Origin of the sequence: Desulfonatronospira thiodismutans ASO3-1 (assembly GCF_000174435.1) — a bacterium.
Taxonomy (GTDB): domain Bacteria; phylum Desulfobacterota; class Desulfovibrionia; order Desulfovibrionales; family Desulfonatronovibrionaceae; genus Desulfonatronospira; species Desulfonatronospira thiodismutans.
On sequence record NZ_ACJN02000005.1, the window covers coordinates 16310 to 35732 of the forward strand.

Here is a 19423-nt window from a genome sequence, read left to right on the forward strand (position 1 = left end):
TCCGGCCAGTGCCTGGTAATCGCCGTCATCAGCTTTACCTGTGTTGCCAAAGCTGATTGTATCTGAACCATCCTGGAAATAAAAGTTTGAGTTGGTTTGGTCATACAGTGCGATCTGTACATTTCCATCGCCGTTCCAATCACCGGCCAAACTGTGTCGTCAGCATCAGGAATGGAAAACGTAATAAGATTTTTTTGGAATCGGCAAAAAATCGATTCAGGAAGATTATTTGGATGGACAAAAAAAGGTCACACCATGACAGTGTGACCTTATATGGATGGGAAAAGTTTATTGGTGTTATTGTGTAAGCGTCCAAACGGGTACACCTATCCATGGGCGGGTATCGTTGGTAGTATTCCCTGGCCCACTGGATATGCAGCAGGCCAGGGGTATGATGGTTGGGATCAGCAGGCAGTGGGGGAAGGCAGGACTTCCGGATCTATGTACTGAGGCATAAGGGCCTTCAGATCCTGCTCGGTCTTGGCCAGGGGCAAGTTTTCAAACAGGTGGCGTAAGTATGCGTAAGGCTCCAGGCCGTTCTTTTTGGCTGTCTCCACCAGGGAGAAGTACATAGCGCCTGCCTTGGCTCCATTGGGATGTCCGGCAAAAAGCCAGTTCTTGCGTCCCAGGGCGAAGGGTCTGATGGCGTTTTCCACCAGATTATTGTCAGGCCGCAGCCGGCCATCCAGTGTATAGCGCACCACTCTGTCCCACTGGTTCAGGGCATAATTTATGGCCGTGCCCAGTTTGCTTTTGTCCGGGGTGGTTTTACTTCTTTCGTCCAGCAGAGTTTTTATCTGGTTTAGTATGGGTATACTTTTTTCCTGACGTTCTTCCTGTATCCGGTCGGGCTTTAGCTTTCTGGTTTCAAAGGACTGTTCCAGGATATATAGCTTGGCGATAAGGTTCAGGATTTCCTGGGCGGTTCCGCCCTTGTGCTTTTGTTTCTTGGAGAGTTTGACCACATCCATAAACTTGCGCCGGACATGGGCCAGGCATCCTACATGGAATATGCCCGGCTTGTCGCCCAGGTCGTTGTAGACTGCATAGCCGTCACTTTGAATATAACCTTGATAGTCCTGGAGGAAATCCAGGGCCAGACCGCTTCGCGTGGGATGATAATCATAAAGGACAGTGGGATTTTCAGGATGGCCGCCAAGGAAAACCCACATATATGACTTGGAAGTGTTGGACCGGCCCGGTTCATCAAGTACCTGTACCGGGGTCTCGTCTATGCCCACCTGGAATCCGAGCATGATCTCCTTTTTGAACAGATCCAGGAAAGGCTCGCAGACCCTGGCCGCATGCATGGCCCAGGAGACCATGGTGGAACGGGAGATATCAATGCCCAGCCTTAAAAGCTGCTTGCACTGGCGATAAAAGGGTAGGCCGTCCACAAACTTGGCTGTGATGATATGAGCCATAAGACCTGGAGTCACTATGCCCTGGGGGATCAGCTGTTCCGGCATGGGAGCTATTTTGACTGCACCCTGATCATCTTCGGCTCCCTCGCAGTTTTTGCAGGCGTATTTGAGACGGATGTAGCGATTAACAATCAGCCTGGCAGGGATATAATCCAGTTTTTCGCTTACTTCCTGACCTATCGGGCTTAGCTCGACTCCGCAGGGGCATATCTTTTCCTCCCCAGAGAGGTCATGGATTATATCCTTTCTGGGAAGATCCTTGGGGATGGGCTTGCGGCCACGTTTCTTACGGGAATGTTCAGGTATGGTGATGGTTTTTTCCTGGGGCGTTTCCACCTCGGTTTCCATCTCAACAAGGCCAGGCATCATGGGCCAGGTCTCTTTGGAGCCGCATTTGGGTTTTTTATCGGATTTGGACCCATAGATGGCTTTTTGCAGGAAGTTCAGTTTCTCCTGCAGGTAGATAAGTTGCTGGTGGTAGTCAGCAACGATATCTTTGAGCGCATCCTTATCATCTGGCAAGTTGTTGATGTCCATAACTGAGTATTCATATACACACAACCATTTGGAATTGCAAGCTTTTTTTGCAAAAAAATCTAAAATAATGTGGAAAATTTTAACTCTTTGTGCCCCCTGACCTGCACAGGGTCCAGACCGTCTAAAAGCCAAACAAGCTGCCTCGCATCAAGCTCCATAACTTCCTGCTTTGATGCAGGCCACTTGAAGCTTTGCTTCTCCAGGCGCTTTTGCCACAGGCAAAAACCGTTTGTGTCCCAGTACAGGATCTTGATGATGGTTCGCTGCCTGTTGCAGAAGACAAACAGATGACCGGAAAAGGGGTCATGCTCCAGCTGAGCCTGGACCATGATGGACAACCCGTCTATGGCCTTGCGCATGTCGGTATGTCCGGTGACCAGATACACCTTGGCCTGACTTACCGCGATCACGTGATCTCCTCCAGAGTACGGACAAGCTTGGCCAGTACTTCCTGCTGGAAATCACCCGGGATATCCACTTGGTAACTATTGACCATCAGGCGCAGAGGCGTATGGGTTTTCTCCTGGACAACCTTCAGGGGCACCGGCACGATGGCATTTTCCTCCTGGGTTTTCCTGGAATTGGTGTGCCCAAGCTTTTTGCACCAGTAATAGAAGGCATGCTTGGACAGTTCTGCCCTGCGGCAGTATTCGGCCTTGGTCAGGCTGCCCTGCCTCCACTTGTTGATATGCGCGGACCAGAATCCGGCCCGCTCCTCAGGCGTGTACTTCTGTGACTTGGTTTGCATAACGGCCCCTCCTTGGTATTTGGGAGACCATTAGCACATCAGGCGGAGAAAAAAAGATGGGGTTAAATGGACGCTTACGTTATTGTGCTGCCCGATTTACGAGCTCGGTGAATTCTTCCAGGGACTGGGTTTTGTAAAACTTCCTGGTTAAGGTCCGCAGGCTATCGATGGAGTCTATAGATTTGATTTTATCCTGGAGAGAATTCGGTAAAGGGCCATGGAAGTCTCCAGCTACATCTATAAGGGTTTCTTGGGTTGCTTTAAGTTCACTTTGCTTCTCCCATATAGGTTTTTCTTGTAAAAACCTCTGTTCCGTCCTCTCATCCCCTTCTCTTCTAAACATTTCAGCTATGGTTCCCATATATTCCTCCCCTTCGTCTATCTCGGTTTCGGCAATCTTTTTTATATCAATATATTCCTTTTCGTCCCTGGTTACCTCCAGGTAGTGCAAAATCATTTGCACAAAATCAAGTAAGCGCGCCTTGGGATCAACCTTCTTTATCAATTGAAAGGCTTTTTGGACCCCTTGCATGAATTCTGGAGACCCGGAATACCGCCAGAGGGTAAAAAGAGCTTTTAAGGTTTCATCAAAATCGTAGTCTTCCGGGTCATCATTTACCGCATCATACAACAAAAAGTTAAAATCAGGAACGAAAATTTTGAAATCATCAGAGGGCAGGTCTACCAGGTCTGACACCTTGGTGGGCTTCCAGCCCTCCTCTGGATGAGCTATCAATATCGGGATAATAACCGGCAATCTGGTTTCACCGGTATTTTTCTGGTATTGCTCCCAGAACTCAAGAATATACCTCAGAAACTGCAGCGGGGTATTCTTCTTGAAGGTGCTCTTGTGCTCCAGGAGAAAAAATACCTTGGCTACATATAAGCCGCACTTGGTCGGCACGCTGACAACCAGGTCGGAATAGTAACCCTGCAGGCTCTTGGGCAGATATGAGTCCTTCTCGTAATAAATCTTATTAAAATTAAGCTGCTTCACGATTTTTTCAGGAAGCATGGATTTTAATAAGCTGATGGCATTCAGCCGGTCCGACAAAAAGTACTTGATGGTGCTGTCGTGAATATTTGTCGTGCTCATACTGGTATAATATTCCTTTTGAATCGGGTTGGCAAGCACTTTCACAAAGATCTCAACTTTGGGCCAAAAAATTGAGATATTTATTTTGGCATATTTCATATCATTTCAACAGGTTAATTGAAAATCGCCCCACAAGCACCTTCACAGCAAGAAAATTACATCAAATTTATTGACAATAATTACACTTTTCTTGATACTGACATCGGCAAAAAGTTGAACCTGCAAAACGTCAAAATATGAGGGCTGCGATGGTCATGCCGAATCAACCCAGAAAGGGAACCAGCACCAAGGTGGAACCAATCAGGAGACTTGAGGACATAAGGGCCATAAAAAACCTGTTGCAAAACGAACCAAGAAACCTCCTTTTATTTACCATGGGCATCAATAATGGGCTAAGGATCGGTGACCTGCTGCAATTAAAAGTCAGGGATATTCAAAACCTAAAAGTTGGAGACGTTCACCGCGTAATTGAACAAAAGACAGGGAAGGAAAACATTTTACTGATCAACAAGAGCACCCATAAGGCCTTACGAAATTACTTAGAGTATAAGCCGGGCCCGGATGAATACCTTTTCCGCAGCCAGAGAGATAAGTCAAGTCCCATAACAGTCAGCTATGCCAACCAGGTTATCAAGAAGTGGTGCAAACAAATTAATTTGACAGGGAATTATGGAACACATACTCTCAGAAAAACATTTGGTTATATCCAGCGGGTCCATTACGGGGTTGGATTTGAAATCTTGTGCAAGAGATTTAATCACTCCTCTCCGACAACTACCATGCGCTACCTGGGCATCGAGAATAAAGAGGTCAACAACATCCTGATGAACGACATATAAATCTCATAACATTTTGTTTTGACTATTATTTGACTGCACAATTATATGATTAACATATTAAATTAAGAAGTACTTTTTTGACAGCGGCAGATTCAGCACGAGTTACAGATCAATTTTTAAAGTATCATAAACGCCAGACAGAACCATCATGTATTATTTTTGTAAATTATAAGTCATTATTGTTTTTTTCACTAATTTACCCGACACAATATTAGAACCTGTTTTGCCGCTCAGGCAACGGGGAGTATAAAATCTGATCCAATTTAACATCTGCCCGGGTGTTGAATATTTCCTTGAGAGATGTTCACCCAAATTCCTTGCTTCCAGAAAATATCTGGTCATGGGCGTCAACCTGCCATAACGAAATGCTGTTTACTCTGAAATGGCCAGAATGCATGTCCGAACCCTGGAGGGCCTAAACAAAGATTATTGGGCCTTCCTGATGGTCGAAGGTGTTGGGCCTACTAAGCAGGATGTGTGATCTGGCGAAAACCCAGCCCGGGTACAGAGAGTAAAGCCGGTGATAGCTGGGTAGAAAGAATGCTGAGCCTGCCCCAGACTTGTCGCCAGCAAAAAACTTTCCTACTCTGTATTCAGAAGCGATAGTAAGCATTCGGAGCAGGACCAGGAGGGTTTCCGCAGTTTCCCTGCACAAATTCAAAATTACAGACGAGAAGTTTGCAGTCCCAAGGCGCCTGGTGCAGCAGTCAACACGAGGACCTGCTTACAAGTCATGACGCCTACTTTCATGGCCAAGAGCCGGACGTGAGCGGGATCGATGAGATCACATTTTTTCAAGCTGAGGCAGACTCCGCAACGGTATACGAGGCCAATATCAAAAAAATGAAAAAAAAATCCTGGTCAGTCCTTGACACCCCGCCCGACCCAATTTATAGTGTAGTTAGAGCTTGCTCAGAGTAGTCTGCAGCCGGCAAACCTACTAACCACATGATGAATTCTACTTTTTTCGAAAATCTTTTTTTGGAGGTGATGCTTATGAAGTAACCGCGAACAGGTTGGTAAGCCAAGTATACTTTAAAAAATTGAATCTACTATACCTGCCTCCCCGGCAGAGAAATACTGTTTTTGTCTTGCCATTTTACCTACCCTATTAGCTGTTGGAACAGCTGTATCTACTTAATCCACGTGTTTCTACTTCTGTGCTTTGCGCACGTCTTGTACTCCGTTTGGCCATAAGGCACTTCTGCGTCCTATTTTCTGGATCAAGCTATGCTTTTTGGCCGCTAAGCGTGTTGCAAGACAATTAGCTTTTTTCGGCATCTTAGCCAGTACTGCCATGCCCTCGGCAATGGTTTATGTACTGCTAACATTTTCAGGGACAATTGCGTACTTATTCGCCTTATTTTCAAGCCCTGATTAATAAAAAATGGCCTGTATGGTTCAGACAGGACAGGCTTATCTACTTTAAAGGAGCACAACAATGGAAACAACAATAAAGCAGATATATCTACAAAGGCTTATACAGATACTTATTATGCTGTGTACTTCTGTAACCACGAGATTCGAACTATCCATTAATAGTAGCACTATTTTTCAATACATTCATGAAGAAAGAGTGTTTGTGGATGTGGATTTTTCTGACTTCCAAAACCCTCCAATCAATCTTGATATTGTTGTTGATCAAGATAAGCTAAAAGATTTGAGCGCGCTGGCAAATGACGATGTAAGCATAATTGAGGATGTCGATAAAGGCATTGTGTCTTTCTATAATTCCTATGGCAGAGTTGAGCTAAGACATTGCTGTCCTCAGCTGACGTCTCCACCGAAATTGGTCAAGGACAACTTAGTCGGAACTGAAATCTCACTTATGGTTTGGGGTCGGTTTGGTTTGGGGTCGGACCTAACCATCATACTTAAATATCAGGATAAATGTCCCAAAACAGCCTGTTTTCAGACCTTAGAAGCCCCATTTCACCCCCAAAAACATCATTGTAAGCCGATACAGGTTCTTTCAGTGCATATGATCCGGTCTTGCCTACTTCATGAACCCTGCGGCCGCAAGCTTTTCCGCCGAGCAATTCCTTGATCTTTTCTACAAAAACCTTACAGCCCACGGCAACACTTTCAGTCCAGCCTGGTTGCCTGGGAGTACGCTCATCTACTGCTGCCTGGACCCATCCAGAGTATACCTTGGATAAATCATCGTCTATATCCAGCAGTCTTTTCAAAAGATCCCTGCTGATAATCCGGTATCTTTGCTGCGGCTTGACTATTTCAGGGTATCCCCCATGGCTCCACTCTTTGGGATGCTTAACCACTCTGGCCCTGACCATATTCATATCTATGTAAACCAGACATCGAACAAGGTGCTCATCAACATCCACTGCTGTAGCGTGATACCTGTCTTCCCAGAAAGCACCTTTCCGCTTTTTTCTTTGATTGTATTCCTGGCCGGTTCTGCCAGCCACCAATTGTAAGGACCTGGGTATAACATCTTTGTCTTCATGGCCGTGTACCAGCAAGTGAATATGATTCGAGGTAACCGTATAGTTCAATACCTGTAGCCCGTATCTCTTTTTCGCTTCAAATAACCATTTAATCCAAGTTGATCGGTCCTTGGCAAATTTCAGCAGGAATTCCTTTTTATGGCATCTATGGGTTATATGCCACACATGATCAGGCAAAAAATATCTGTTGGCTCTGGGCATATTTGCTTACAACTGGTTTTTGATTATTAAAAAGGGCATTCTAAGGCCAATTTTAGACCCTGCAGAGGCAATTTATACAATCAACTCAATGACTTGATTAGGTCCGACCCCAAACCCAGACAAACCCACAAACCCAAGCCATTATCCAGGGCAGCACAGGCAGCCAGGGTAACTCGCCTGTTCTTCTCGCACTCATTGAGGAAATTCAATGTGTCCTGCACAGGTTTGGTCAGATTGCCTTCCTGATCAAACAGCGGCTGTCCCTGGGAATCGTCCACAAGGTGGTCCTCCTGAATGCACAGCACCTGCTGCTTGTTCTCAGCAGTGAGCAGGCGGAAAGGATGGGAACGTAGGAAGGCTGGGACATAGGTAGCCAGCCATTTGCCGTCATGGTTTACATACAGGTTCTGGCCGCCTCCCAGGCCGGTCAGGGCTACTGGCTGGTATGTGTTTTCCTGCTGGATGAAGGCCAGAGGGTAGTGGGGGAGCAGTTTGGACAATTCTGCGAGGAGGATGGGGACTGCCTGCTGGTCTGCGGCAAAGGAGTAGCCCTGGCGGGGAAGGTAGTGCTTATTTGCATGTTGAGAGGGGGAAAGTGCGATCCAGTTGGGCATACTGACTCCAATAAAAAGGTGATTTTAATCTATGCTGTTGAAATTTCAGGATGAAAACAGCCCAGAAGCTTTGGTGGGCAGCGAACCGGCTTGGTATTCATTTGCTGCAAATACTATACATTCTTTCAGAGATTAACAAGAACCTATTCACTCCTTTCCAATGCCATAAACAGCATCGGTCCAGGGAGTTTTGCCGACAAGATAGATCTTGACAAGCATATGAAAAGACATTAAATTGATTTCTAATCATCCCCAAGGGTCAAACCTTGGCCCCCGTCGGGTTGCGATCCGGCGGGTTTTTTTATTCTTATGCCCACCAAGAAAATCACATACCTTGTGGACGGCTTTAATTTGTATCATTCCGTCCGAAAAGCAGGCAAGCAACTTAAGGCATCTACCAAGTGGCTTGACCTGAAAAGCCTTTGTATCTCAATGATCCACAATTTCAAACCGAAAGCTGACAAGCTTGAACTGGAAAATATCTACTATTTTTCAGCTTATGCTTATCATTTAAATGACCCGGACATGGTGCAGCGGCATAAGTCATTAGTGGCTTGTCTTGAAGATACCGGAGTCAAGGTGGAAATAAATAGGTTCAAGTATAAGGCAATTGACTGTCCATTCTGCAATAAGACTATTCCCAAATACGAAGAAAAGGAAACTGATGTTTCAATTGCCTTGAAATTACAGGAAATATTTATCAAAGATGAATGCGATGTAGCCATCTTGGTCAGTGGCGACACGGATCTGGCCCCTGCTGTTCGTTTGGCAATAAAACTATTTCCGGCAAAGCACACTTTTTTCGCCTTCCCCGCTTTTCGCAAAAACAATGAACTGGCCAAGCTTTGTTCTGGGTCAATAACCATCAAGCCAAAACAGTATTCGAAACATCAATTGCCCAACCCATATATCTTGCAGAACTCTTCAAAGATTTTTAAGCCCGCCTCCTGGTGACCAGACAGGTTCATTAAATACTTATACTGCTCACTCCTTTACCATGCCATAATTAGCATCGGTCCAGGGAGTTTTGCCGGTAAAACTGTGCCAGAGCATTTTCAAAGCCCCGGTGTTCTGAAAATAGTGTTCATAGCAGGCCTGTAGCTCATGAATTAGTCCAGTCAGGCCTTCCACCGGTGGATATGTTCTGCCCATAATGGTGATTGGCTCAAGGTTAAGCTTTTCTATTTCATCCTCTGCCACAACCAGGTCAGGGCATTTGCGAAGGGTGGAAACCCCCTTGTTGATTCTTTTTCTTATCTGCTTGGGATAAGATGGGAGTACACCCCAGGTGATATTGTCCGGATCAGGGTCAATGCTGGCTACGAAACCTTCTGGTTCCAGACAGCTTATCTCGCTGACAATGGCTTCCTCAAGGGATTGCTCTTTATCAGTCAGAATCAAGTATCCTAGCTGCTCCAGACAAAGAAGGTATGCTTCCTCTGTATGTGCCTCATGCCAAGTTAGACACTGTCTGTACTTGGTGATCCTTTTGGCATTTAGTTGTTCGGCAAACTCTTTTTCCAGGGTGGTAGGTATTATAATGTGGTGCTGGTACATGGTTTAAATCCCGGTATGGACAATAATCTGCCCTAAAGCTGGACAACAGCCATTTTTTCATATAAAGCCCACACTTTTGAATCTTATCAGGGAGAATGGTGATGGGCATTTTGGCAATATTGTTGTTTCTGGCGTTTATGAGCGGCTACTTCTTGGCTTTCTGGCAGTTTCGCTATGAGAAGCTGAGGAACCTGGCCTTGCGCCTCGAAATCATTGGTATGCGCAACCGAATACATCCGGGCAAAACGAATAAGGGGACCACATCTAGGCTTCAACCCAAGATGTCCTTTTTGAGCAAGGTGTTCCTGGGTTTACTCAGAAGATTTTTGCCTGATGCTGTGAACTGGAACCAGTTCGCCTCCAAAACCCTGGACAACTGGGCTCAAGCACTGACCAGGCCCAGCACCTATATCAAAGGGTTAAAGTCAATAGCCAGGATGAATAAACACCGCAAGGATACGAAAAAGGCCAAAAGGGGCAGACCTGCCACCTCTCAGTATATTGTGGACGCCATTCTGGGCATTAAAGGATATAACCCCGGATATGGTGTGCTATTGATTTCAAGAAAGTGCTCGATATATTAGGAAACGAGATGTACATCTTAAATATCATTCATCACGGCAGCAGACGACTCATCTGGGCCGCAGCAACGTACAATCCATCATCCCAGTGGATAGCCCAACAAATACGAGAAGCATTTCCGTATGACTCGGCTCCGGATATCATGCTCATGGACCGTGATCAGCTCTTTTTGCCTCTGGTGCACTATACCCTGCCCCACATGGGAATCCAGGTGAAGCGGATCGATTACAAATGCCCATGGCAAAACGGCGTTGTGGAACGGTTCATTCTGACCTTACGGATTGATCTTCTGGACATGATTGTGCCCTTAAATGAGACCCACATGAACAGGCTTCTTGATAAGTACATGTATTTTTACAACAATGTTCGACCGCACATGTATAATCAAGACTATCCTCCAGCAGTCCAGGCTCCCATAAACGCTGATTATCAATCTCAGGATAATAGCTGCAAGAAGATTGAAGCAGTGCCCTGGGTAGGCGGCTTCCACCACAGCTACCGCTGGGCTGCTTAAAATCTGATTGCTTCCCTCATATTTTGAAGCATTTGTGTGCTTATTGGATTCGTGCGTCCAATGATCTGGTTGGCGGCCTTTCTAACGGTGTTTCACTTAATATCGAGATTTGTTGTCAGCCTTTATAGCCTTCGTGAGTGCTACGTATGTTTTTATGATGGCATTGGTTGTTATTATCTTTTCGTTTTATGCTATTTGTTTACTTTATCGGAATTTTTCGACACTACCCCCCTGAATGATTACATTCTTGGCAAGGATGCTCAAAATCTGATCATCGGTATACTGCTCTGCCATCTCCTCCACAGTTTCTTTGCTCTCACCCAGCCACTCCGCTACTGCTGGATAAAAATACTTTTGAATCAATACGTCAGGCATAGTCTTTCTCCTTTTGAAGAAAGCCAGAGAGTTTATGTAGAAACAAAAAAAGCCACCCTATCCGCTAAAGGACAGAGTGGCTTGGGGGCTGGCAGGATAGAAAGGTTAATTTTGTGCTGCTCGGTTTACGAGTTCTGTAAACTCATCAAGGGACTGGGTTTTATAGACCTTTCTAGTTAAGGTCCGCAGGTTATCAATAGAGTTTATAGATTTGATTTTATTCTGGAGAGAATTCGGTAAAGGGCCGTGACAGTCTCCAGCCACATCTATAAGGATTTCTTGAGTAGCCTTAATCTCTGCCCGCTCTTCCCATATAGGTTTCTCAAGTAATATTGCTTCCCTTGCCTCTTCCCTACCCTGCTGTTTCCACTGATCAGCTAAAGTTTCCATTATAGTCTCACCTCCTTCTGGAAGTAGTTCCAGAGCCTTTTTATAATCTTCCTGGGTCAGATACCCAGTGCTTTTTACAAGATATCTAAAGAAAATATCTATGTACTCCAAGGCGGTTCTGTGACCCAAGGACTCAATCAGACCCCGTACCAGCCTTGGAGGAATTTCCTTTACACTGGGGTCGTTCTGATATTTTATTATCTCTACATAAAACTTGAGCAGGATCTTTTCCTGAACCTTGGCCTCATCCATACCACGAACATTGAAAAAGGCAAAGGAAAAGTCCGGGATATAGACCTTGAAGGACTCAGAAGGCATTTCCACCAAGTAATGAAAAGATGAGCACATATTTCTGTCGTCCTCCTGGCCCTGGTAGATGACTATGGGAATAATCGGAGGCAGCTTACCATCCACAAGCATGTGCTGTTCCTGGAGATCCAGCCATTGTAGAGCCATGTATTTGAGTACCTGCACCCCAGTCAGAGGGTCAGGAGAACTCTTGTGCTCAAAGAGCAGGTAAATCTTGGCGAACTGGTTTTTATAACCAACCAATCGTACGCTGAAAACCAGGTCTGAATAGTGCTTCTTGAGCTTCTCATCTACATAAGTTGTAGGCTCCAGTCGAAGAGTATCCAGGTCAAAGCGCTTCTGGAGTTCTTCAGACATATGTTTTTTCAGGAAGTGCCTGGCATTATCCAGATTCTGGAAGATCTTCAGGAACAGTCCTTCGTGTGGAGCTTGGTTTCTTTTAGTCGACATATAGATAATATAATCTATCCTGGAGGTGGGGGCAAGGGGAATTTCTGTAGGCGACAGAGAATTGGCCCCCTGAATATAACCAAAAAACATAAAGCCGGCAATCAGGGGAATTATGCAGTAGCAAAAGCCACCCTATCCGCTAAAGGACAGAGTGGCTTTGGGGCTGGCAGGAAAGAAAAGGTTAATTCTGTGCTGCTCTATTTACGAGTTCGGTAAATTCTTCAAGGGACTGGGTTCTGAGCACCTTTCTGTTCAGAGCCCTTAAGTTCTCCAGAGATTGAATGGATTTGATTTTCTCGTGGAGCGTACCAGGTAATGGGCCATATTGCTCGGTGGCGGCATCTATGAGATTTTCTTGGGTAGCTTCAAGCTTTGCGTGTTTCTCCCTTTCCACAAGCATTTTTTCCTGTTCCTGAATGAACTCGTTATACGCCTCTTGCCTTATCTGCTGTGCTGCTGTCTGCATGGCTTCGTCACCTCCCGGCAATCGCCTCGTGTACTCACCAAGCCTTTCAAGGCTGATAGGGCCTTGTACGGCTACATACTGGACAATTGCCTGTAAATATTGCTTAACCTTATCCTGGTCCGGGATAGTCTCCAACAGATCATATATCTCCTGAAGCTTGGTTTCAAGCTCAGGGTAGTGAATGTATTTGAAGAGCAAGTGAAAGATCTCCAAAATGGCGGTCGTCTTAAACTCATCGTCCTCCATGGAGGAGATGTCATGGATCATGTGCTTGAATTCCGGTACAAATGGCCTGAGCACTTCGGATGGCAAGTCGAACAGGTCTGAGAACTTACGGCTGAAATTCCACCTGCCCTTTCCATGGTATATAACCACCGGGATGATCACAGGCAAGTACCCTTGAAGCTGACCTTTTCTTTTTAGATCCATCCACTTCTGAACTTCGTAGTTCAGAATCTGAAGCCTGGTCAGAAACTCTGGAGTGCTTTTGTGCTCAAGCAGGATATAGATGTTTACATTTTCAGTATGTCCCTTGAGCTGCACTGTAACCATTACATCGGCATAATACTCCCTGTGCTCCTCGGATACAAACCCGCTCAAGTCAACCTGCAGGGTATCCAGATCGAGTAGAGAGCAGATTTCTTCAGGGATATGATACTTGATGAACGCCTTTACAAACTCCGGGTCCTTGAAAAAATCTTTGAAGCACGCATTATGTGGATTGGGTATTTCGAATGACATGGGAAAACCTTACACCTGTCTTGGGTCGTATGCAAGAGGTCGGAGCGACAAAAATGCCAACTTTTGATACAAAGTTGGCATTTTTCAAAACAGCCTTAACCCACGCCAATCATGGCTTAAAGCCGAATGAAAGACTTTTATGCACTCTACGCACAAAAAAATTAGCCAACTAAGATGCAATTTATATCATTATACTTGACATAAACAGCAAGCTATGGTAGTATTTAAAAATGGCAAACACAAATCACCCCAAAAAGGGGTCCAGCATCACAGTGGAACCGATTAGATCCCAGGAAGACATCAAGTCCATCAAGAAACTTTTATCGGGAAATCCCAGAGACTACCTTCTGTTCACCATGGGCATAAACAACGGGCTTAGGATCGGCGATCTTCTGCAACTTAAAGTCAGGGACGTGCAGGGTGTAAAACCAGGAGACACCATCCGGGTTAAGGAGCAGAAAACCGGCAAACCCAATGTCCTGGTCATCAACAAAGCCACGCACAAAGCCTTGCAGACGTATCTGTCCCAGACCTTGGCCGAACCGGAGGACTTCCTTTTCAAAAGCCAGAAAGGAAATACCCCCCTTACCGTCAGCTACGCCAACAGACTGATCAAATTATGGTGCAAAACTATTAATCTGCGTGGCAACTACGGCACCCATACTCTGCGCAAGACTTTCGGCTACATCCAGAGAGTGCATTACGGAGTGGGCTACGAGCTTCTGTGTAAGAGGTTCAATCACAGCAGCCCTGCGGTCACTATGCGGTATCTGGGAATAGAGGACAAGGAGGTGAACAATATTTTAATGCACGAAATATAAAATTTTATGCCAAATATAATTTATTCGTAGATTCACTCCAACAAACAATGGACAATCTTCCTACCTGCCATCTTTCTCTTACACTCTACTACACAAAATTTCAATATATTAACACTTGCTGTCATTCTATATTAACAGAAAAGAATTTTTATACTTTGAAAGCAAAGTGTTGCATGCCAATATTTTTTAATAATTTTTTCTTATCATATTACACTTTATTTACATCTAAACAGTACAAATACGTTGTATACAAAGGTTTTCGTATTAGATTGAATATTTTCATGTGAACTTGACATACGATATTCATGATGGTTTAATTGTTTTAATAATCAAAACAATATTTTTTATATGTATGGAGCAATGTATGTCAGTTAAGCTTTTAAAACAAAATTATGTTAACAAGCTGGAGTGCCTCGATGGTAAAGAGAAATTAAGAGTTTACGATGAGAAGTTAAAAGGACTAATGCTTGAAGTAAGACCCACAGGGATCAAAACTTATTTCTTAAAGTATAAAACACCACGAGGTGGTTACAAGCAAATAAAATTAGGTAGAAACTCTTTTTTAAGCGTTGAGCAGGCCAGAGATATTGCCGCAAAAGTATTAGCGGACGTGGCAATGGGCAAAGATCCTCAGGATGAAAAGAAAACCTTAAAAGTAGTACCAACGTTTGAAGACTTTGCCTGGAATAGCTACCTGCCATACGTACAAGGTTATAAGCGATCCTGGAAATCCGATCTGAGCTTCCTGCGTACTCATTTAGTACCAAAGTTTGGGAAACTGCACTTAGATCAGATTACCAGAGACGATATTATGGCCATGCACCAGGAAAGGCTTAAAAACGGAGCAGCTCCTGCCTCGGCAAACAGGCTGGTTATTTTGCTGCGCTATATGTTTAACCTGGCGATCCAGTGGGAGACCCCAGGAGTTACTGTTAACCCCACCAAGGGAGTCCCTCTGGCAGAAGAGAACAATCAGAGGGAAAGGTACTTAACCGAGGAAGAGGTACAAAGGCTCTGTAAGGCAGTTAAAGAAAGCGAGAACCCTTTGCTTGAGCCCATAATCTCCATGCTCATACTCACTGGTGCCAGGAAAAGCGAAGTGCTTAATGCCAAATGGGAAGACTTAGACTTGGAAAGGAAAAGGTGGAGGATTCCCTATACAAAATCAGGCAAGCCCAGGACTGTGCCTTTGTCAGAAAGTGCGCTGGAAGTTCTTAGGAGTGTACCCAAGGTGGAGGGCTCTGAATATATTTTCCCAAGTCCTGTGACGGGAAAGCCTTTCAACTCTATATATAATTCGTGGAACACAGCCAGAATAAAATCCGGGCTGGAGGATGTGAAAATCCATACCCTGAGACATAGCTTTGCCAGTTTCCTGGTTAACGCCGGTCGGAACTTGTATGAGGTAGGTAAACTGTTGGGGCATACCCAGATGAGGACAACAATGAGATATAGTCACCTCTCGGATGAGACACTGGCGGAAGCGGTGAATACCGTGCCTCTGAAGAAAGTAGCTTAAGGATAGCCACCCTGGGTGTATGGGCTCAGGGTGGCCTTATGGATAAGGTTAGTTCTGTGCTGCCCGATTTACAAGCTCGGTGAATTCTTCAAGGGACTGGGTTCTGAGCACCTTTCTGTTAAGAGCCCTTAAGTTCTCCAGAGATTGAATGGATTTAATTTTCTCGTGGACCATACCGGGTAGAGGGCCGTAGGCTTCTGTGGCGATATCTATGAGGGTTTCATGGGCATTTTTTAGTTCAGCTTGTTTCTCCCACACAGGTTTTTCCTTAATGGCCTTATTGTAACCTCGTTCTTCCAATACTTCTGCTGTGGTTCTCACGGTTTCTCCTCCTTTGGGAAGATGTTTGACCTTCTCTTCTGCCTCTTCGGGCGTTTCGTCCGTGGCTATAAGCAAATACTTGATCAGGATTGCAAAGATTTCATGAGCCTCTTTGGCATCCAAACCTTTAAACAACAGCTCTAAAGCTTCATATATCTGATCTCTTTTTTCCGGATAAAATATGTATTCAAGGACCAGGTGAAAAACCTCAAGGGTAATGGAGGATTTGACCTTTTTCTTATTGATCACCGGGACTTCATGCAGGAGATGTTCAAACTTTGGAATATACTTCCTGTAATGCTCCGACGGTAGATTAAAGAGGTCAGAAAACTCCAAGCTATAATTCCACCTGGCTGTTCCGTGATAAAAGACCAGGGGAACTATGATCGGCAGGGTTCCGGTTTTCTTCTGGATAAAGCTCTGCCAGACTTCATTCATGTATTTGAATAGCTGGATCTTGGTCCAGGCATCCAGATCACTCTTGTGTTCTACCAATATGTATATTTCAGCGGGCTCTCCAGTAATCAATTCCAGGGTGATCACGATATCGGTCATGCTCTCCTTGAGATTGTCGCTGACATATGACCTGGAGGACACCTTAACAGTATCCAGGTTCATGTCCCTGGTAATCTCTTCCGGCAGATGATACCTTACGAAATCCCTTGCCACGGGCTCTCGCCCCAGTATCGCCCTGAAAGTGTGATCGTGGTATTTGCTTGTATCACTCATGAAGGGAGAATAAGGCATAGTCTTCAGGTAGGCAAGGGGAAATTTTAGGTGCCAGGGAAACAGGACCAAATGCCAACTTTTGTGTTAAAGTTGATATTCGTAAAATCACTTTAAAAAACTATAATGAAAACAGTATGTTAAATAACAACACTCTCACACCCACCTTCACAAATAAAAAATTACGTCAAGTTTGTTGAGTTAAACATACTACAGTTGGTATGCACCAAGACATAGAGGCAAACCTACCCACCACGCATAACACATCATGGTTGACACAGAGTGAGAGTTTCTTCTACAAGCTCACTCAAAACAAAACCGGAGGTAACCCTTTATGTCTACAGAAGTATCCCAGCTCAACCCCTTACTGATTATCAGCGAGAACCCAGAGGCAAAAGAATTAGACCAAAGACTGAACTGTATGGTAACAGAAGCTATACCTGAAGGGATGGATGAGCGTGCCAAAGCAAACAGATTTATTGTCTGGATTGAGCAGAAAGACACAGGGGAACACGATGCCCTGATATATTATGGCACAGATGAAGAAAAGAACCTTACAGCCAAGAAGGAATATGCAGAAACCCTGCAGAATGCGTTAAAGCTGAACGCTGATATAGTTCAAGAAGAAGAGCCGAACCTGCTTGCACAGTGGCACCGGGATAATCGGCCTCAGACCAAATCCAAACATGCTATAAAGCTGGAGACAAAAGAGTTCGACTTAGATATTCTGACCACTGCACTAAGCGACACATTCGGGATACAGGAGCAGGAAGAGGACCAGCAGCTGGTTAAAGAGGCTTACGAAGAAGTGTACAATATAATGAACTCACATTTCAGCAAAGCCGTTGAAGATGTAGGCCAGTACCTGATTGAAAAGTTCTACAACAACAATATTGATAGAGCCCGGAAGAATAAGCCGGTAAAGCAGAAGTCGCTTAGAGCCTTAATTCAGAGCCTGGAGCATAATAACTACTCGCAAGCCTGGTTTTACAATGCCGTAAAGATAGCCCTGGATAAAAAGGAACTGGAGGGGACACATTACAACCAGCTGAGTGTAAGCCACAGAAGAGCCCTCACCAAAGTGAAAAACACACAACAAAAGGCCAAGCTGGCAGAGGAAGTGGTAAACAACGACCTGAGTGTAAGGGCGTTGGAGGAAAAGGTTAAGAAGCAAAAAACCGAGAAGGAAGGGTTCAGCCTTAAAAAGCTACCCAATAAAAACAAACTGAAGCTCAAACGCCTGGATGAGCTGGAGAGCATCAAAACAAAGATAGAACACAGAATAAATTCACTGGAAACTAAAATTGAGAAATTTAGAGAAGAGAAAAAAAACTATAACAACAACCTCAAGAAAGTTGAAGCCCTGATATCAGAAAAAAGTTCATCGTGAACGATCTAAAAAAGTTTCTACACGTGTAGAAACTTTTTTAGAATTAATAATTTTAATAACTTACAGAAATTTTGGGTGCAAAAATAGGCCATTTTTCACAGAGGGAATTGGGGTTTCCCTCTGTGAAAAGGCTATATTACCGCGATTATTATGAGTCCGATCACGGCTGCGCCGAGAACAGCTGTGGCTCTTTTGTAGAGCCTAAGCTTTCTCTCGTGGTAGTTCTCGGAACAAAGCCGAATCTCTTGCCTCAATCTCTCCCCCAGTCTTGAAACTCCATTGGTATCCTGCATACCTCTAATCCTCCTTGTCTTTATTATTTTGATCTTCCCTCAAGCATTCAGATATTATGTTTGCTATCACTGAGATAACTTTGCAAATTACGCTTCCGTTAGACATAACCTTGTACCTCCCTAGGCAGCCTTCTTGGTCAGATAGGCTTGGAATTTCTTCTTAAGCTTACCGTCAGCCTCACACCTCTGGAGGTTCTCAAGCTGCTCTCGAAGATGTTTGCTCGATAGGTTTTCCAGTGAGCTACCGTATTTCTCATGGATGTAGGTCTCGTATTCAGCGTACCTGTTTGCCAGGCCGAGTTTGAATAACTGTTGCATAACCTGGTTTAGCAGATTTTCCTGGGGCTGGGCTGTGCCTTGGAGCCACTGAGATAACTCTTCTCCAGTCTCTGTACTTGGGGTAAAGTATCTGCCATCGAACAGGCGTGTACGGTCTTTCGATGCAGTCGCTATGTGGCCGTCTACGCTTAGCTCCAGTACACAAGTGAACTCATATTCCAAACCATCGCGCTGTACTGGAGCCAAACCAACTTTTACAGGTTTAGTTTTTCCAGTTTTTTCATCCTTATTTACCTCCCAGGCGGTTTTTGAGCGCATCGTGACAATAATATGTAGGTTTGCTCCCAGAATTGTATCCACCAGGGCGTTGTGTTTCGGACTTGCCTCTCTCCATGCAGCGAAATTATTCCTCTGGGCCTGGCTTGCTTTATCGACAAATTCCAGTATCCCACCTTGACCACTCCAGGCGTGAGATAGAGAATCAATAATCAGTATTTCGTATCCGGCTTTTTCAGCTTCTTTTATGGCTTCTATGTACCTTTCCGGGCTGTATGGCGGAGTCAGCTCTGATATATCGTATTCCGCCATATCGGAATATAGGGAACCTGAGCCTCGTTCAGAGTCAAGCATCGCTATAGAGCCTCCAAGGCCTTGAGCTATAAGCAGAGCGCTGAAAGTCTTCCCTGATCCGCTGGGGCCTATCAGTGCCAGCCTTAGTTTAGACTGGCTTCGTTCAGCTTTCTTGAACATGTCTTTGTACCTC

General features: G+C 44.8%; 20 protein-coding genes. 7 read left to right on the forward strand and 13 right to left on the reverse strand.

Annotated elements, in window-relative coordinates:
• Positions 1 to 404: 404 nt before the first annotated feature.
• The 4 genes from tnpC to DTHIO_RS18895 all read right to left on the reverse strand — a co-directional run bounded on the left by tnpC (position 405) and on the right by DTHIO_RS18895 (position 3805).
• Positions 405 to 1961, reverse strand: a complete 1557-nt coding sequence (tnpC, locus tag DTHIO_RS18880; RefSeq protein WP_008868370.1) for an IS66 family transposase — start codon at positions 1959 to 1961, stop codon at positions 405 to 407.
• A gap of 59 nt (positions 1962 to 2020) precedes the next feature.
• Positions 2021 to 2371, reverse strand: a complete 351-nt coding sequence (tnpB, locus tag DTHIO_RS18885) for an IS66 family insertion sequence element accessory protein TnpB (RefSeq protein WP_008868369.1) — start codon at positions 2369 to 2371, stop codon at positions 2021 to 2023.
• A complete protein-coding gene (tnpA, locus tag DTHIO_RS18890; protein WP_008868404.1) occupies positions 2368 to 2709 on the reverse strand; it encodes an IS66 family insertion sequence element accessory protein TnpA in 342 nt (113 codons plus the stop codon). Before tnpA ends, tnpB begins: the two co-directional genes overlap by 4 nt.
• Before the next feature lie 79 nt (positions 2710 to 2788).
• On the reverse strand, positions 2789 to 3805 hold the full coding sequence (locus DTHIO_RS18895) for an Rpn family recombination-promoting nuclease/putative transposase (protein WP_008871837.1): 1017 nt from the start codon (positions 3803 to 3805) through the stop codon (positions 2789 to 2791).
• Positions 3806 to 4053: 248 nt separating this feature from the next.
• Between DTHIO_RS18895 and DTHIO_RS18900 the strand changes: the two genes are divergently transcribed.
• Positions 4054 to 4644 (forward strand): site-specific integrase, encoded by a 591-nt coding sequence (locus tag DTHIO_RS18900; protein WP_008871838.1) that lies wholly within the window; start codon positions 4054 to 4056, stop codon positions 4642 to 4644.
• A 1874-nt stretch (positions 4645 to 6518) separates the two neighbouring features.
• On the opposite strand, the gene DTHIO_RS18905 is transcribed toward DTHIO_RS18900, so the two are convergent.
• Entirely contained in the window at positions 6519 to 7313 is a 795-nt protein-coding gene (locus DTHIO_RS18905; protein ID WP_008871839.1) for a transposase, read from the reverse strand.
• 80 nt (positions 7314 to 7393) lie between these two features.
• Positions 7394 to 7927: a SapC family protein gene (locus DTHIO_RS18910; protein WP_008871840.1), complete on the reverse strand. Its 534-nt coding sequence runs from the start codon at positions 7925 to 7927 to the stop codon at positions 7394 to 7396.
• A gap of 309 nt (positions 7928 to 8236) precedes the next feature.
• Between DTHIO_RS18910 and DTHIO_RS18915 the strand changes: the two genes are divergently transcribed.
• On the forward strand, positions 8237 to 8881 hold the full coding sequence (locus DTHIO_RS18915; RefSeq protein ID WP_008871841.1) for an NYN domain-containing protein: 645 nt from the start codon (positions 8237 to 8239) through the stop codon (positions 8879 to 8881).
• Positions 8882 to 8911: 30 nt separating this feature from the next.
• On the opposite strand, the gene DTHIO_RS18920 is transcribed toward DTHIO_RS18915, so the two are convergent.
• Entirely contained in the window at positions 8912 to 9484 is a 573-nt protein-coding gene (locus tag DTHIO_RS18920; RefSeq protein ID WP_008871842.1) for a hypothetical protein, read from the reverse strand.
• A 137-nt stretch (positions 9485 to 9621) separates the two neighbouring features.
• On the opposite strand from DTHIO_RS18920, the gene DTHIO_RS18925 reads away from it, so the two are divergent.
• Positions 9622 to 10068 (forward strand): hypothetical protein, encoded by a 447-nt coding sequence (locus tag DTHIO_RS18925; RefSeq protein WP_161598708.1) that lies wholly within the window; start codon positions 9622 to 9624, stop codon positions 10066 to 10068.
• Between the two features lie 8 nt (positions 10069 to 10076).
• Entirely contained in the window at positions 10077 to 10580 is a 504-nt protein-coding gene (locus DTHIO_RS18930; protein ID WP_083804057.1) for an integrase core domain-containing protein, read from the forward strand.
• Positions 10581 to 10784: 204 nt separating this feature from the next.
• On the opposite strand, the gene DTHIO_RS21525 is transcribed toward DTHIO_RS18930, so the two are convergent.
• The 3 genes from DTHIO_RS21525 to DTHIO_RS18940 all read right to left on the reverse strand — a co-directional run bounded on the left by DTHIO_RS21525 (position 10785) and on the right by DTHIO_RS18940 (position 13311).
• Entirely contained in the window at positions 10785 to 10955 is a 171-nt protein-coding gene (locus DTHIO_RS21525; RefSeq protein WP_008871843.1) for a hypothetical protein, read from the reverse strand.
• A gap of 105 nt (positions 10956 to 11060) precedes the next feature.
• Positions 11061 to 12104: an Rpn family recombination-promoting nuclease/putative transposase gene (locus DTHIO_RS18935; protein ID WP_008871844.1), complete on the reverse strand. Its 1044-nt coding sequence runs from the start codon at positions 12102 to 12104 to the stop codon at positions 11061 to 11063.
• Positions 12105 to 12285: 181 nt separating this feature from the next.
• Positions 12286 to 13311, reverse strand: a complete 1026-nt coding sequence (locus DTHIO_RS18940) for an Rpn family recombination-promoting nuclease/putative transposase (protein ID WP_008871845.1) — start codon at positions 13309 to 13311, stop codon at positions 12286 to 12288.
• Positions 13312 to 13541: 230 nt separating this feature from the next.
• Here DTHIO_RS18940 and DTHIO_RS18945 point away from each other — a divergent pair, with 230 nt between their 5' ends.
• A complete protein-coding gene (locus DTHIO_RS18945; RefSeq protein WP_008871846.1) occupies positions 13542 to 14132 on the forward strand; it encodes a site-specific integrase in 591 nt (196 codons plus the stop codon).
• Between the two features lie 364 nt (positions 14133 to 14496).
• Positions 14497 to 15651 carry a site-specific integrase gene (locus DTHIO_RS18950; RefSeq protein ID WP_008871847.1) on the forward strand — a complete coding sequence of 385 codons (1155 nt, stop codon included), beginning with the start codon at positions 14497 to 14499 and terminating at the stop codon, positions 15649 to 15651.
• 48 nt (positions 15652 to 15699) lie between these two features.
• Here the strand turns inward: DTHIO_RS18950 and DTHIO_RS18955 are convergent, their stop codons facing one another.
• Positions 15700 to 16701, reverse strand: coding sequence for an Rpn family recombination-promoting nuclease/putative transposase (locus DTHIO_RS18955; RefSeq protein ID WP_083804061.1), 1002 nt, complete (start codon positions 16699 to 16701; stop codon positions 15700 to 15702).
• 331 nt (positions 16702 to 17032) lie between these two features.
• On the opposite strand from DTHIO_RS18955, the gene DTHIO_RS18960 reads away from it, so the two are divergent.
• Positions 17033 to 18088, forward strand: coding sequence for a ParB-like helix-turn-helix domain-containing protein (locus DTHIO_RS18960; protein WP_008871849.1), 1056 nt, complete (start codon positions 17033 to 17035; stop codon positions 18086 to 18088).
• A gap of 131 nt (positions 18089 to 18219) precedes the next feature.
• On the opposite strand, the gene DTHIO_RS21530 is transcribed toward DTHIO_RS18960, so the two are convergent.
• Both DTHIO_RS21530 and DTHIO_RS18965 read right to left on the reverse strand, forming a co-directional pair.
• Positions 18220 to 18381 carry a hypothetical protein gene (locus DTHIO_RS21530; protein WP_008871850.1) on the reverse strand — a complete coding sequence of 54 codons (162 nt, stop codon included), beginning with the start codon at positions 18379 to 18381 and terminating at the stop codon, positions 18220 to 18222.
• A 120-nt stretch (positions 18382 to 18501) separates the two neighbouring features.
• A complete protein-coding gene (locus DTHIO_RS18965; protein ID WP_008871852.1) occupies positions 18502 to 19410 on the reverse strand; it encodes an ATP-binding protein in 909 nt (302 codons plus the stop codon).
• Positions 19411 to 19423: the final 13 nt, after the last annotated feature.